10 protein-coding genes are annotated in these 14,459 nt (G+C 73.0%); 4 read left to right on the forward strand and 6 right to left on the reverse strand.

All coding sequences use genetic code 11. The annotated features are described in order from the left end of the window. Window positions 1-19 precede the first annotated feature (19 nt). Window positions 20-625, reverse strand: coding sequence for a CGNR zinc finger domain-containing protein (locus ACH4XV_RS17850; protein ID WP_395790783.1), 606 nt, complete (start codon window positions 623-625; stop codon window positions 20-22). Between the two features lie 71 nt (window positions 626-696). Beyond that, window positions 697-5,355 carry a HEAT repeat domain-containing protein gene (locus ACH4XV_RS17855; protein ID WP_395790785.1) on the reverse strand — a complete coding sequence of 1,553 codons (4,659 nt, stop codon included), beginning with the start codon at window positions 5,353-5,355 and terminating at the stop codon, window positions 697-699. Window positions 5,356-5,553: 198 nt separating this feature from the next. On the opposite strand from ACH4XV_RS17855, the gene ACH4XV_RS17860 reads away from it, so the two are divergent. Continuing rightward, entirely contained in the window at window positions 5,554-6,453 is a 900-nt protein-coding gene (locus tag ACH4XV_RS17860; protein WP_395790787.1) for a GNAT family N-acetyltransferase, read from the forward strand. A gap of 34 nt (window positions 6,454-6,487) precedes the next feature. On the opposite strand, the gene ACH4XV_RS17865 is transcribed toward ACH4XV_RS17860, so the two are convergent. After that, window positions 6,488-7,663 (reverse strand): chitinase, encoded by a 1,176-nt coding sequence (locus ACH4XV_RS17865; RefSeq protein ID WP_395791113.1) that lies wholly within the window; start codon window positions 7,661-7,663, stop codon window positions 6,488-6,490. Window positions 7,664-8,333: 670 nt separating this feature from the next. Between ACH4XV_RS17865 and ACH4XV_RS17870 the strand changes: the two genes are divergently transcribed. Next, a complete protein-coding gene (locus ACH4XV_RS17870; protein ID WP_078974328.1) occupies window positions 8,334-9,080 on the forward strand; it encodes a GntR family transcriptional regulator in 747 nt (248 codons plus the stop codon). Between the two features lie 112 nt (window positions 9,081-9,192). Further along, on the forward strand, window positions 9,193-10,356 hold the full coding sequence (locus ACH4XV_RS17875) for an ROK family transcriptional regulator (protein ID WP_395790789.1): 1,164 nt from the start codon (window positions 9,193-9,195) through the stop codon (window positions 10,354-10,356). A 132-nt stretch (window positions 10,357-10,488) separates the two neighbouring features. Here ACH4XV_RS17875 and ACH4XV_RS17880 read toward each other — a convergent pair whose 3' ends face one another. Further along, on the reverse strand, window positions 10,489-11,127 hold the full coding sequence (locus tag ACH4XV_RS17880) for an NAD(P)-dependent oxidoreductase (RefSeq protein ID WP_395790791.1): 639 nt from the start codon (window positions 11,125-11,127) through the stop codon (window positions 10,489-10,491). A gap of 101 nt (window positions 11,128-11,228) precedes the next feature. Between ACH4XV_RS17880 and ACH4XV_RS17885 the strand changes: the two genes are divergently transcribed. Then, window positions 11,229-11,627, forward strand: coding sequence for a winged helix-turn-helix transcriptional regulator (locus ACH4XV_RS17885; RefSeq protein WP_395790793.1), 399 nt, complete (start codon window positions 11,229-11,231; stop codon window positions 11,625-11,627). Between the two features lie 44 nt (window positions 11,628-11,671). On the opposite strand, the gene ACH4XV_RS17890 is transcribed toward ACH4XV_RS17885, so the two are convergent. Further along, entirely contained in the window at window positions 11,672-12,721 is a 1,050-nt protein-coding gene (locus ACH4XV_RS17890) for an SIS domain-containing protein (RefSeq protein WP_395790795.1), read from the reverse strand. A gap of 204 nt (window positions 12,722-12,925) precedes the next feature. Then, the gene (locus tag ACH4XV_RS17895) at window positions 12,926-13,996 is read right to left on the reverse strand and encodes a hypothetical protein (RefSeq protein ID WP_395790797.1); all 1,071 of its coding nucleotides are present in this window, start codon (window positions 13,994-13,996) and stop codon (window positions 12,926-12,928) included. Between the last annotated feature and the right edge of the window lie 463 nt (window positions 13,997-14,459).

Consider the following 14,459-nt stretch of genomic DNA (forward strand, 5'->3'; position numbering starts at 1 on the left):
GCGGCCCACCACCGCCGGGCTACGAGGCGGTGTGCTGTTTCTGTTTCGTGGTTCGGCTCGTTTGTTTCTTCGCTCGGTTGCCGCAGGTGTTCATCGAGCACCAACGGCGGGTGCCAGGGCGGGATTCGTCCAGGAACAGCACTGCGCAGAGCGGGCCGGCGCAGGCCCTGACCCGGGCGATCGCGGCGGAGTCGACCAGGTCGATCGCGTCCCGGGCGATTAGCGACAGGGTGGCGGCGACCGGGTCCGGCGCACTCCAGCGCACACGGCCCCACGTGTCCACCGCCGGGATCGGCGTCGGGGCGGCGGCGGCGCGGTTGACCCGCTCTCGGGCCAGGGATCGCCAGGCGGTCAACCCCTCGCCCCGGCGGGCCACCACGATCAGTTCGTGGATGGCCTCGCGCAACTGCCGGGCGTCGGCAACCGATACGGCGGCGAAAGGGGCGACGGCGACCACCCCGCCGCTCGGGCCGAACTGCCGCACCCATGCGAACAGAGCTTCCGTGTCCGGTAGTTCCTCGTTCTCCTGTGGTGTGCCCCGGCGGTTGAGCGTGCGGACGAAGTCCAGGGCGAGCCTGCCCGCTCCGTGGCGGAATCGACGGGTGTCGGCGGCGGATCGCGGCATACCCGCCAGCGTACTCGCGAACCGGTTTGACCAATATGGCCTGGAACGACGGCGCGGGGTGCCGCGGCCCGCTATTCGGGGGCCGCCGCGATCCGGTCGCGCAGTTCCAGATAGCGGCCGCGGCGGTCCGGGCGGGCGTGCGCGGCGGCCTTGCGCAGCGCGGGCAGGGCCGCGACGCCGATCCGGGCCAGGCCCTCGCCGGCGGCTTCGCGGATCACCGGGTCGGCGTCCGCGAACAGGGCGATCAGGGACGGTACGGCCGGCTGCCAACCGGCGTGCGACAACGTGCGGATCGCGCCCCGGACGACGTCCCGTCGCGGGTCGTCGAGCAACTGCTCGGTGTGTCGCAGGTATTCGGCGCGGCCGAGCACGCGTCGCGAGATCCGGTGTGCGTGCAGGCGCACACGCGGGTGTGCATGGCCGAGCAACTCGGCCACCAGGGCGCGTACTTGTGGATCGGCGCCGTGTTCGTCGGCGAGCCGGGACAGGGCCCGTCGGGCCTGCTCGGGCGCGTCCGCCCGTACCGTCGCGATCAGTTCGCCGCGGGTGGGGCGCTCGGCACCGGGCGGCACGGTCCGGGTGCGCAGGGACACCAGGGCAAGGCCGTTGCGATCGGGACCGGGTACCCGGAGTACCCCGCCGACCAGGGTCAATCGATCGGCGAGTGCCGTGCGCCCTTCGACGCGCAGCCGACGTACGGTCTCGGTCAGTTCCGGGGTGCGCCGCATCGTGCGGTCGAGCAGCAGGTCGAGACAGCCCAGGCCACCGGCGTCCAGGCGGGTCCGGAGGGCTTCGGCGAGGACGTCGGCGGACATGGCGCGGGTGGCGGAGAGTACCGCCGTCCGGGCCGTGGGTGTGCCGTGCTCCCACCACGAGACGAGGTGCGGGGCGGCGCGTTCCAGGTGCTCCGGGGCCATGATCGCGCACAGCCGCGCGGCCCGGGTGCGGGCGAGGTCGGCGTCCGGGTGGGCGAACACGCCTGCGGGGTCGGTGTCGTCGGCGAGGTCGAGCAGGGTGGGGGCGTGGGGCCGCAGGAGGTGCGCGGGCAGGTCGACGGCGCCGCGCAGGTGGGCGTCCAGGACGACGCGTCGGGTGGCCGGCTCGGCCCAGGTGCACAGGATCTCGGCGGCGGCCCTGCGGCGGCGCGAGTCGGCGGCGGCGAGCAGGGTCACCAGACGCTCCCGTTGCGGGGTCGAGCGTGGCTGGTCGAGGTCTTCCACGTGCGGGAGACGGGCGGCGGGACCGGTGCGGTCGAACCGGTGGGCCCGGGCGGCCCGTTCGGCCGACACCCACGGCGGCGCGTCGATCGGCTGGAGTTCGGTCAGCCAGTCGAGCAGGAGCACGCGGGTGTCGGGCGCGGCACTCGGGAAGACGTCGATCAGGGCGGCGATCCGCGCCCGGGAGTCCGGGACGGCGCCGAACTCGGCCTCGGCGCCGACCTCGGTCGCGGCCTCGGCCTCGGTCTCGGTCGCGGTCGCGGTCGCGGTCCGGAACGCGGCGAGCGTCTGCGGCGAGCGCACGGCGGCATCGAGCCCGGACCGCCAGGCGTCCAGCAGCGCGACCCGCTCGGGACCCTCGGCCTCCGCCCCCTCGGCATCCGCCCGCCCCTGCGGCCGGAACGCCTCGTCGAGCACCACGACTTCGGCCTCCCAGGGGTTCGGCCCCGGACGCACCCCGGCCAGTGCGCGCTCCACGTCCTCGCGGGTGCGAACTGCTCCGCAACAGCGCAATACGGCCAGTGGGGTCGGGCCCGCGAAGGCCGGGTCCGGCAAGGCGCGGATCCGGCGGGCGAGGTCGAAGGCGGCGATCTCGGTCGACGAGCCCGCGATCGCCTCCAGGATCGCGCCGACGCCGTCCACCGTGCCGAGTTCGGCCGCGAGCACGTCGTACGCGTCGGCGAAGGCGGCGCGCTCTGCGTCCGACCACGGCGCGGGACAGGCCGCCACCACGAACCGCAACACCGCCGCCCGATCGGCCGTCCGCCATCGCGCCAGGCCGAGCAGCTGCGGCAACGCCCCCCGCAGGGCGCCGTGTTGGTCGGGCGTCGACGCCTGCGGCCCGCGCCGGACCAACCGCAACACGGCCGGCACGTCGTGGTTGGGCCGAGCCCGGCGGGTCATGGTGAGCAGATCGGCCCGGAGCCCCCGGTCCTCCTCCGACGCCTCGGCCACCGGCTTCGGCACCGCGATCCCGTGGGCCGCGAACTCCTCGGCCAGATCCGGGATCCCGCCGTCCCGCACGGCGAAGTCCCCCCGCGCCAGACCGACAAGCATCGGCTCCGCGACCACCGAACCTCGACGACTCAGCCCCGCCATGGCACCGGTGGACCACTCCCGGTCCAGGGCCTGGATCAGCAGCGCACGCTCCCGCGCGTCCGTCGCCCGCTCCGCCGCCGCCAGGACCCGCGCCCGGTACGCCGGTCCGAGCACCTCCCGGAGCGCCGCCGTCAAGGAGTCGCGCAGGCCCGGATTGTCGTGCCGCCCGAGCCGCCCCAGCAGCAGCGGAACCTGCCTCGGCGTGCCGGCGTCGATCAGCGCCTCCGCCGCCGTCTTCCCGACATTCATCACCGGGTGCTCCAGGCACGCCGCGATCGCCTCCCCCGCCCACCGGGCCCGCATCCGGCCCAGTGCGCGCAGGGCCTGACGCACGGTCCGGGGATCCGGGGAGGTGGTGAGCGGAATCAGGCTCGCGGACAACGAACGGGCCGCGTCCGGGTCCCGGGCGATCAGCGCGATGGCGTGCTTCCGCACGTCCGGGTCGCGGTGCCGGATCAGGTGGTGGATACGGTCCTTGACGCCGGGCTCCGCCCGACGTGTACCGCACCCGGTCGCCTCCTGGCCTCGGGACAGAAGTTCGAGCAGGACGACCAGTTCGGCGTCGGTGACGCCTTCGCGGTCGATCAGGTCCAGGGTGATGTCGCGGACGAGTTCGGCGCGCGCCGCCTTCGGGTCGGTCGCGGCGAGCAGACACACCGGGCGCAACACGCGGCGCCGGTAGAGGCGTTCGCCGAGCGCGCCGATCGCCTCGACCACCTCGTCCGGCACCACCGGCTCGGCGACCTCCTCGCCCCGGTTCGCCACCAGGTCGCTCACCACCCGCAGCAGCAGGTCGGCAAGCGCCGGAAGGGTCCGGGCGTCGCCGTTGCGGGCGAGCCGGCACAGGGCGGCGACCGGGTGGTCGGCGTCGATATCCGCGGTGAGCAGGGCGAGTTCGTCCGGGTCCGGCATCCCGAGGTCGGCCGCGATCCGCTCGGGCAGTGCTCGCCGGTCGAGCCGGGCCCGCAACTCCCGGCGCCGGTGCGGGTCGTCGGTGAGGTGCCACAACACCTCCAGCGCGAGGTCGGCCACCCCGCGCAGATGCGGCACCACCACGCCGCCCGGGTCGGCCACCCCCAGCCCGTCACGCAACACCGCGACGGTACGCGGCCCGCCGATCGCCTCCAACGCGCGCAACGCGGCCCGGGGCGCCCGGGGCAACGCGGCCAACACGGCCTCCTCCGCGCCCGTGTGCCGCAACGCGCGAAGGGCGGCCAATACGGGCTCCGGCCGGCCGGCACCGGCCAACCGAGCGGCCAAAACCTCGCCGACCGGCAGATCGGGGGCACCCTGCGCGGCCAGCGCGGACAGCAGTTCCACGCATCGCGGCCAGTCCGGGTGGTCGTCCGCAACCGAGATCAGCACGCGCAGCGCCTCGTGCCGCACCGTGTACAGCACGATCGCCACGTCGACCGCGGTGACGCGGTGGTCGGCGAGCGCCATGGCGATCACGGTGGGCACATCCTCGTCCCGGACGAAGTGCCCGCGCCGATGCATCGCCCCCAGGCAGGCCACGATCGACTCGGCGAACAACAGCGGATCCACCTCGGCGATCACCAACAACCCGCCCACATCGCCCCGTTCGGCAAAGTCGCCGATCGCGGCGAGGGCCCGCTGCCGCTGCCGCCCCGGCAGTCCGGGATCCGCGGCCACCTCGCGCAGCAGCCCGATCGCCCCGAACCGCGCGGCGACCTCCACCGCGTCCGGAAACTCCGGCAGCAGTCGGCGCAACGCCCGCTCCATCCCGGCCGGGATCTCCTCGGCGGCCCACGGCGCGGCCAACTCCACCAACGCCCCCGCCACCACCTCGGCACCGGCGGCCGGATCCAACAACTCGACCAACCGGGCGCGGGCCTGCCCCGGCCCGATCAACGCATCGGCCAACGCCCGCCGCACCACCCGCAACGCCGCCGCGCGCAACACCGAATCCGACCGCGCCGACAACCCGTCCAGCAGGGCCTCGACATCGTCCACCGCACCGGCGTCGATCCCCTCGACCGCCCGGTACAGCTCCTCTCCCGCCGGCTCGGCCCGCACCGTCGCCTCGGGCCGGGCCACGATCTCCGCCCGCAGCCAGGCGATCCGCACCCGAGCCGGCCACCCGGCAGTGCGCCATTCCGGGACGGGGACACGCAACCGCGCGTACACCTCGGCCAGCGCCAGGGCCGCCTCGGCCGATCCGGCCGACACATGCGGCAGCAGAGCAGCCGCCTCGCGATCCGCACCACCCCCGGGCCGCCCGACCCGCTCCCGCAGCAACACCACGCCGAGGTGGCGCAGCGTCGGATCCTCGTGCGCGACCAGACCCCGAAGCACGGGGATCGGGCACGGAACCCCGTCGAAGTACGCCGAGAGCCACGCGGCGTCGGCCCGCGCCACCGCATCCGACACGGCGTCCTGCTCCGGGATCGTCATCGCTCGATCCTAGGCAGGCCCCACAGCACGCGACGAACGGGTTTTCCCACCCACCCCGATGCTTGCCGTCCACACACCGGGCCGGCTAGGTTCGCCGTCCGACCGCCGAAAACCCTCGGCGCCACGCACAAAGCACACCCACCGACCAATACGCGAAGCACCGAGCACCGAGCACCGAGCACCACCCATGGAGCCCCCTTGCCGACGACCTACCTCACGGCACTCACCGACCCGAAGCGAAGCCCCAGCGCCCACCGGCTGGCCTGGCTGGCCGCCGACACCCACGGCATCCCACGCGGCTCCGCCTTCCTGCGGCTGTTCGACAAACCCGGCCAGGACCACCTGGCCGAGGTGGAGGTGCACGTACACCCGGCCGAACGCCGCGACGGCGTCGGTACCGCTCTGCTCCACGCGGCCGTCGAAGCCGCCCGGGAGGCGGGCCGCCGCTCACTGCTCGCCCAGGCCAAGGCGGACTCGCCGGGCGCGGCGTTCCTGTCCGAGCGGGGATTCCGGGACGTGCTGACCCTGATCTACACCCGGCTGTCCCTGACCGACCAGGAGCCGGGCGACGCGGCGTGGGCCGCGATCGCCGAGCGGGACCACCCCGGCTACCGGCTGCACTCCTGGGACGGCACCGTCCCGGACGCACTGGCCGAGACCTTCGCCGCCTCCCGCCGCGCGATGGACGACATGCCGATGGGCGAGACCGACTACGGAACGGTCGTCTGGGACGTGGAACGCCTCCGCGCAGCGGCCCAGGCCATCGCCGATCGCGGCGAGCTGCTGCACACCGTCGTTGCGATCGACACCGCCGACGACACCATCGCCGGCTTCACCGAGCTGGTCGTTCCCGGCGACGGCAAGGGCGACGGTCAGCACTACAGCACAGGTGTCCTGCCCGAACACCGAGGCCACGGCCTGGGCCTGTGGATGAAGGCCGAGGCCATCCGGCAGGCCCGGGAACGCCACCCGAACCTCACCGCGCTGCTGACCGACACCGCCGACGCCAACCACGCGATGCGCGCCATCAACGACACCCTCGGCTACCGACCGACCCACCGGTCGACCGAGTACCAACTCGACCTACCGGTGGGTTGATCGCACCGACGAGCACAGCCGGCGCAGGGGAGAATCAGCAGGGCCCCAGGTCCTGCCACACCCCCCACTGCCCGGTCGTACCCGGCTCCTCACCCTGCGTCCACCACTTGGCCTTCCACGAATGGCCCTTGTAGGAGACGGAGTTGCCGCTCTGGTAGACCGCCGCCCGATCCCATGCCGCGATCGTGCAGTTGCCCGGCGGGGTCGTCGTCGGGGGGGTCGTGGTCGGCGGTGTCGTGGGCGGCGTGGCGCCCGCGAACCGTACCGAGAACTTGGTGAAGTCCCAGGGCGCCTGCGGAACGCTGCTGCACACGCCCGACGTTCGCCCGCCGTTGTCCGGTGGCGTGCACTGCCGGTCGCGGTTGACCGACCAGTTCGTGAAGCGCGCCATGTGGTGGCTGATCGCGTAGTCGTAGACCGTCTGGAAGTCCGCCTGGTAGAAATACTCGCCGGTGTCGCTGCGCCCGTTCATCTGCGAAATGCCCTCGTGGGCATAGGCGGTGGCGGCGTCCCAGCCGAACGTGCTGCGCAGGACGGAGTTGAAGTTGGTCAGCGCGGAGGTCTGCGCCGCCGCTCCGTTGAAGCCGCCGTCGAACGGCATGATCGAGAAGTTGTCCGGCGTGAAGCCCTGCGCCTTGGCCTCGTTGAGCATCTGCTTGCCGAACCAGCCGGTGCCGTCGGCGGTACCGGCCGTGGTCACCGAGATGTAGATGCCGGGATTCTTCTGCTGGAGAATCTTGGCCGCGCCGATCTCGTTGTGGATGGCCGCGCTGTTCTCGTACTCCGGCTCCTCGAGGTCGAAGTCGAGCGCCTTGAGGCCGTATTTGTCGACCACCTGCTGGTACGCGGCGGCGGTCGCCTCCGGTGTGCCGCAGGTCTGACCGAGCTTGGTACCGCCGTAGCCGCCGATGGAGACCGAGACGTCACCGCCCTTGGCCCGGATCGCGGCGATCACGCCCGCCACCGCGGTATCGGTGGAGACCGGCTTCGTTCCGTCCCAAGTCGGCGTACAACCACCGCCGTTGGGCGCGAGGACAAACGCGAGCTGGAACGCCTTCAGGCCGGTGGCGTCCATGACCGCACCGGCGTCCGGCGGGTCGTTGTCGAGCGGCATGAGGTAGGGGGCGGCGGCATACCAGTTGCTCCCGACGCCGCCAGGCGCGGACGCGGCGGGCCCTGCGGCGGTGGCTCCACCGGTGAGCGCGAACATCGACAGCAACCCGGCGGACGCGGCGGCAGCGGCAAGTATGGGGACGAAACGACGTGCCACGGGGGACTCCTGTGGGGGACTTGGTATAGACCAATGGCCAAAGCGTGGCCCTCCCCTCCCGCACCGTCAATACATTGGACTGGACCAATTTTGCCGCCGTCCCCCGCCCTCGTCCCGCCGCCCCGGTCCCGCCGCCCGCCGACCGTCGGGGCCGCCGAGGCAGACGGAGGCGGCCCGACGCGACGCCCGGCGACGAGCTACGCGCGCCTCGGCCTCGACGGCTCGTCCCCGAATGTTCGTCCGGGCGTTCCCGGGGTGAGCAAACCAAGTCGTCGGGTGGTTCCCGCCGTGGCGCAGGGTGGGGGCGTGAGGCCGCGTCGGGGGTGTGGCCCGAGCGTGGTGCCCGCCGGAATCCGACCCGACACTCGGCTCCCCCCGCGATTCCCTCGCCCCACGCCCACCCCGGCGGGGTGTGTCCTTCGCGCAGGTCGAGCAGGAGGTGTCGCGTCGCATGTGGCGATGTGAGACAGGTCACCGGGAAGTTCATCCGACTTGGTCTGGACCTTTCGTGGTCCGACGCGGTTATATTCAACCGTCTTTAGTAAACCGAGCATGCAATAAATCCACGCCGAGCAGGCGTCGGAGAGCCGAGGGGGCGTCCGTGAGCAGCATGGCGACAATGCCGGACGAGACGGCGGTCTTCGGCGAACCCAAGTACTGGCAACTGCGCACCTCCCTGCTCAAGGCGATCGACGAGGACTTCAACTCCGGCGACATCCTCCCCAACGAGCGCGACCTCGCCGCGCGCTTCGGGGTCGCCCGGGCCACCCTCCGACACGCCCTGGAGCAGCTCGAGCTGGAGGGCCGCCTGGTCCGCAAGCGCGGCGCGGGCACCACGGTCGCCGGCCCTCGCGTCGACGTCTCCCTCGGCGCCGACGGCGAGGGCTGGCCGGGCGTGGACCTGCGCGACCGCGAGGTGATCGACTGCGCCACCGTGCCGGTCACCGAGGAATTCGCCGACACCCTCAAGGGCCGCCCCTCGGCCCTGGTCCACCGCCTGCGCCGGCGCCAGTTCTCCATGCGCCAGGTGGTCGGCCTGGAGTGCCTCTACGTCTCGCGCGCCGTCGTGCCCTCCCTCTCCACCCGCGTCCCGAACTTCGAGCGGGCCTCGCTGATGTTGCGCCAGCTGCGCGGCCACCGCCTCGAAGGACGGCACCGCGCGGTCGAGTTGGCCGTGGCCGAGGCCGAGGAGGCGCGCTACCTGGAGCGTCCGCCCGGTACCGCCGTCCTGGTCGTGACGACGACGTACACCGCGCTCGGCCGCACCGCCGCGGTCACCGTGGCCACCTACCGCGCCGACACCTGCCGGCTCGCCTTCGCCGAGGCCGGGCCGACCGCGCTGCGGCCCGCGTCCTGATCCCGACCCGAAATCTGGGTACCATCCGCGCCTGAGCGACGACGGCGTGCATGACGGGCGCGGCGGCCCGGACGAACGTCCCGTGTGACGACGCGGGGAGAGGACAAGAGCTGTGGCACAGGCGACCGGCGGGGATTCCTCCGTGGTCCGGCGGATCAATTCCGCGGCGACCCTGCGTGCGTTGCGCGGCGGCGAGGTGCTGACGGTGACCGCCCTGATGGAGGCCACCGGTCTGTCCCGACCCACCGTCGAGGGCGTCGTCGACGGTCTGCTCGCCGAGGGCCTGGTCGTGGAGACCACCACCGCCGAGGGCGAGGACGGCAGCCGTCCGCGCGGCCGTCCCGCGCGGCGCTTCCGGTTCCACGCGGAGGCCGGCCACCTGCTCGGCATCGACGTCGGCGTACACCGCATCCGGGTCGTCCTCGCCGACCTCGGCGGCACCATCATCGGCCGCGCCGCCCGCACCGTCGAGGAGGGCTGCGAGGCCGAGGACCGCCTGGAACGGGTCCGCGCCACGGTCAGCGAGACGCTGCGGCGGGCCCAGGTCTCGCGCAATTCGCTCTGGGGCGTGGGCGTCGGCACCCCCGGCATCGTGGACACCGAGGGTGTGGTCACCCTGTCCTCGGCGATGCCCGGCTGGACCGGCCTGGACCTCGGCGGCCGGCTCGGCCGCTCGTTCAGCTGTCCGGTCCAGGTGGAGAACGACGCCAACCTGGCCGCGATCGGCGAGCGCTGGAAGGGCGTGGCGGTCGGCTCCGACGACATCGTCTATGTGATGGCCGGCCTCAGTCCCGGCGCCGGCTCGTTCATCAACGGTCGGCTGCACCGAGGCTTCGGCGGCGCGGCCGGCGAGATCGGCGCGCTGCACCTGCTCGGCCGCCAGGTCACCCCGGAGAACCTGCTCTCCACCACCGGCACCCCCCTGCCGCCGCTGGACGAGGCGGCCGTCGGCGAGGTGTTCCGGCACGCGGCCGCGGGCGACCGCACCGCGGGCGAGGCGGTGGACCGGTTCGTCCAGCGCCTGATCCACGACGTCACCGCGCTGGTCCTGGCCCTCGACCCGGAGATCGTGGTGATCGGCGGCTGGGCGGCCGGCCTCGCCGACGCCGTACCGCCCCTGACCGCCGAACTGCGACGCCTGTGCCTGCGCATGCCGCGCGTCGAACTGTCCGCCCTCGGCGCCGACGGCGTGGCCCTGGGCGCCGTCCGCGTCGCCCTCGACCGCGCCGAACACCGCCTCTTCGCCGTCGAACACACCGGCTCGGCAAGGGCCTAGAGCCACCGGTATACCCCCGACGCGGCACAGGCACCCGGCAGACACCCGGCCTGCGCACGTCCACCTATCCCGCGTTCCCGCCCGCCCACGGGTCGGAGCCGGCCACCGCCCGCTCGCCGAGCGCCCGCCCGGTCATCGGCCGTCCGCGATCCCGACGTGCACGCCGTGCAGGGTGGGGGTGTCCAGCTCGTCGAGCAGCGCGATGGCGAAGTCGGGGTAGGAGACCCGGCTTTCGGCGTCACCGTCGGCCCGCCGCCACACGCCGGTGCGCGTACCGGCGTGATCGAAGTCGCCGGCCGGGCTCAACACGACCCAGTCGGGCCCGCCGCCCGCCTCGCGCAGCACCGCGTTGCCCTCCCCGTGTGCCAGGTAGAACTGCCGGTACTCCTGCGGATATCCCGCCGTGTCCATCAACAGCACACCGGACGCCGTCGGCAACACCGAGGCCAGCCCCACCCACGCCAGCCGCCGCACGCCCGCCCGGTCGAGCCCGTCGCGCAGCGCCCGCACGGCGCGCGTGAAGAAGTCCGCCGTAGGCGCCGCCGGGTCGTACACCGCCGCGATCGCCCCGTCGTGACCCGCCGCGAGTTCGGCCACCGCGTCCGCGTCCGTCACGTCACCGGCGACCACCCGCACCCGCGCCTCGGCCAGGTCCCCGTACTTCGCCGGATCACGCACCACCGCGGTCACCCCGTGCCCACGCCGCAACGCCTCCGCGATCGCGGCCCGACCGGTACGACCACCTGCGCCGAAGACGATGATCTCGCTCATCGAAAACACCCCCTGTCCCCGGGTCGATCCCTGTGTCGACCACCGCCGCGCACGCTATCCGGGGTCGTGGTTACCTCCTGGATACCGACTACGGTGGACACATGAGCGAGGCCACAAGGGAACTCACAGGGGAGCCACTGCGCGCGGACATGTTCGACCCGGTCTGCCCGTCGAACCTGTCCCCGATCCGGTTCGGCGACAAGTGGGCGGGGATGATCATCCGCTGCCTGGAGGGCGGTCCGCGGCGCTTCTCCGAGTTGCGCGTACCTATGCACGGCGTCACCGCGAAGGTGCTCACCCAGTCCCTGCGCGCGCTCGAACGCGACGGCCTGATCAGCCGTACCGCGTCCGAGACCCCGGTTCGGGTGACCTACGCCCTCACTCCGCTGGGGCGCGGCATGCTGGTCCCGATGGCCGCCGCCTGCGAGTGGGCCGCGGCCCACTGGGACGAACTCCTGGACGCGCGCGAGGCGTCGATGAACCTGGACCGCACGGCCTGACAACGGTGCGGGCCCGGGGTGGCGCCACCCGAGCCCGCCCCCGACTACCGCGTCTCCGTCACCTTCGCCAGCGCCCGCGGCGCGTCCGGGTCGCACCCGCGCCCCAACGCGATCTCGCGCGCGAGCAGTTGCAGCGGCAGGATCTCCAGGATCGGCGACACCTCCTCGGCCACCCCGCCCGGCAACACGAAGCCCCGGCCGTACTCGGCCACCGGCTCGGCCGCGCCGACCACGAACAAGTCCGCTCCGCGCTCACGCAGCCGGTCCAACACCGGCCGCAGCGCCCGGCCGCCCGCACCCTCCGGCGCCACCGCCAGTACCGGCCAGCCCCGGTCCACGATCGCGAGCGGCCCGTGCATGAGGTCCGCGCCGGAGAACGCCTGGGCGCCGATGTAGCTGGTTTCCATGATCTTCAACGCCGCCTCGCACGCGGTCGGATACCCGTAGCCGCGCGCGGTCGCCACGAGCCGGTCCGCGAACCGGTACCGCTCGGCCGGCGCCTCGATCTCCGCCTGCCGCTCCAGGATCGCCCGAGCCGCGGCGGGCAACCCGCGAGCCGCCTCCCCCGTACCGCCCCGGATGTGGTCCACGAGCAGGAACAGCGTGAGCAGTTCGGCCGTGTACGTCTTGGTCGCGGGCAGCGCGAGTTCGGGGCCGGCCAGCACGTCCAGGTGCAGATCGGACTCCTGCGCCAGCACGGAATCGGCGTTGTTGGTCACCGCCAGGGTGAACGCGCCGTCCTCGCGGGCCTGTCGGGCGGAGGCGATCAGGTCCGGCGAACCCCCCGACTGGCTCACCGTCACGACCAGGCAATCGGCGAGCCGTTGCCGGGCACGGTACGCGGTCGTGGTGGACATCGAGGTGAGCCCGGCGGGCAGGCCGAGCAGGACCTCGGTGAGGTAGCGCGCGTACAGCCCGGCGTTGTCGGACGTCCCGCGCCCGGTGAACAGGACGAACCTCGGGTCGCGGGCCCGGATCTCGGCCGCGGCGGCCCGGATCGGCCCGAGCCCGTCGGCCAGGATCCGCGCCAACCCCTCGGGCTGCGCCGCGATCTCACGGGCCATCACCGACCCGGGCACGGGGGAATCGAGCATGCGGGTGCTACCTCCGGACTGCGGCGACCCGCCCCGGAACGACCTCCGGCGCGGTGTTCCGAAGGTATCCACCGCGCCGAGCACCGGGCAATATTGGTCTAGACCACTATCGAAGGCAGTCGAAAGCCACACGAAGACCACGCGAAAGTCAAACGAAAGGCGGGCACGCGCCCCGCGCATGCCCGCCGCTTCCGCCCGATCCGGCTACGCGTTCTCGCGCGCCCGCCCGGCGACGACCCCGTCCAGGTCGGCCTTGCGCAGGTCCACCGTGCCCACCGGCACCGGCACCGGCACCGGCGTCGACTCGCGTCGCGCGTGCCGCCTGGCCCGCAGCCACACACCCGGCATCGCGCCGAGCATGCGCACCTTGGCCACCGGTACCGCCAGCACGGCCCGCGCCCGCTCCCGGGGCCCGTCCGTCCAGGCCAACCACCCCGGCCGGGTCCGCCCCGCGAGCAGACCGAGCACGATCGCCGCACCCACCGCGATCAGGTGCTCACGGCCGGCGAGGTTGGGCAGGATGATCGACTCCAGGACCATCGACCCGCCGGTGATGGTGAAGAGTATGGGCGCGCGGTGAATGATCGAGAGATACGTGAACAGGCCCACCACCGCCGCCGAAGGTCCGGTGTCCAGCACGTGCGCCGCCGAGGACGGCAGGCCGAGCGCGTGGTCCGGGCCGATCGCGATCATGATCCGGGCGCCCATCGTGCCCGCGAGCGTGGTGACGTAGGCGACCATCAGCGTGCGGCCCGCGCCGAGCGAGAGCTGGGCGATCGCGAACGCCAGGAAGAGCTGGGTGATGCCGGCCCACACCGGCAGGTTCAGCGCGGGCACGAACAGCGAGATCGGCGTGCGCAGCAGCGCCAACCACAGCGGCAGGTCGGCGCTGACCCCACCGACGAGCCGGACCACGGTCTTGCCGGCCGGGGTCTGCCCGATCGCGTGGAAGAAGATCACCGCCGAGCTGGCCACCACGGCGAGCGCGAGGCCCTTGCCGCGACTGCGCCACAACTGGCGCACCGGGTCGGCCACGATGCCGCGCCACTCGCCGCACAACGTCCGCCACAGGAACAGGAGCAGTTGCCACGGAGCGGACCACAACACGCCGCGGACACCGCCGCGGTCCACCTTCGAGGGGGCCGTCGTCTCGGTTCCGCCGATCGTCTCCACCGCGTCGGGCCGCCGTGACTCGATGAGGGTGCCCGCAGGCGCGGACCCGCCGGCGGCGACATCGTCGCCGTCGTCCCGGCGATCGTCGAGAACGCGCAACACTGCTGATCAACCCCCAACGACTCGTCGAGTCCGACAGCACCGGACCCGAGCCGGTGGTGATGTGGTGTTCACCACGCCCTGCCCTCTGCTGCGTCATCGTAGGACGAGGACACGACACACCGGTCGGGTGGGTTGACGCGGGGCGGGCGCTCCGCGGTTGCGACAGATTCCGGTCGACCGGGCGATGCGGGGGGCGGTGAACCGCTCTTCCGTCTCAAAGATTACCGACTTTCGCCGTCGGCCACTGTCAACCGAATCGATGACATGACCGGGTCTGCGTCATCATCTGGTCGTACGTTGCGCCTCCTCTCCCGCTCCCACCTGCACCGATGCGGAACGCGCCGCTTCGGTAACGCCGGAATCGACCGACCCATCCGATCGGTTGGCAGGCCTCCGACGGCACGGGAATCACCAACTCGGGCCCACGCAAGGCGAAACCGTCCGAACGCGGAGGGTGATATCC

The sequence above is a fragment of the Embleya sp. NPDC020630 genome, from assembly GCF_044334985.1.
In the GTDB taxonomy this organism is placed as follows: Bacteria; Actinomycetota; Actinomycetes; order Streptomycetales; family Streptomycetaceae; genus Embleya.

Bases quoted from the DNA above. Each gene is read 5' to 3' on its own strand.
- ACH4XV_RS17870 (WP_078974328.1), top strand. From the start codon at position 8,334: ATGGCGACAATGCCGGACGAGACGGCGGTCTTCGGCGAACCCAAGTAC.
- ACH4XV_RS17890 (WP_395790795.1), bottom strand. From the start codon at position 12,721: ATGCTCGATTCCCCCGTGCCCGGGTCGGTGATGGCCCGTGAGATCGCG.
- ACH4XV_RS17865 (WP_395791113.1), bottom strand. From the start codon at position 7,663: ATGTTCGCGCTCACCGGTGGAGCCACCGCCGCAGGGCCCGCCGCGTCC.
- ACH4XV_RS17855 (WP_395790785.1), bottom strand. From the start codon at position 5,355: ATGACGATCCCGGAGCAGGACGCCGTGTCGGATGCGGTGGCGCGGGCC.
- ACH4XV_RS17850 (WP_395790783.1), bottom strand. From the start codon at position 625: ATGCCGCGATCCGCCGCCGACACCCGTCGATTCCGCCACGGAGCGGGC.
- ACH4XV_RS17885 (WP_395790793.1), top strand. From the start codon at position 11,229: ATGAGCGAGGCCACAAGGGAACTCACAGGGGAGCCACTGCGCGCGGAC.
- ACH4XV_RS17880 (WP_395790791.1), bottom strand. From the start codon at position 11,127: ATGAGCGAGATCATCGTCTTCGGCGCAGGTGGTCGTACCGGTCGGGCC.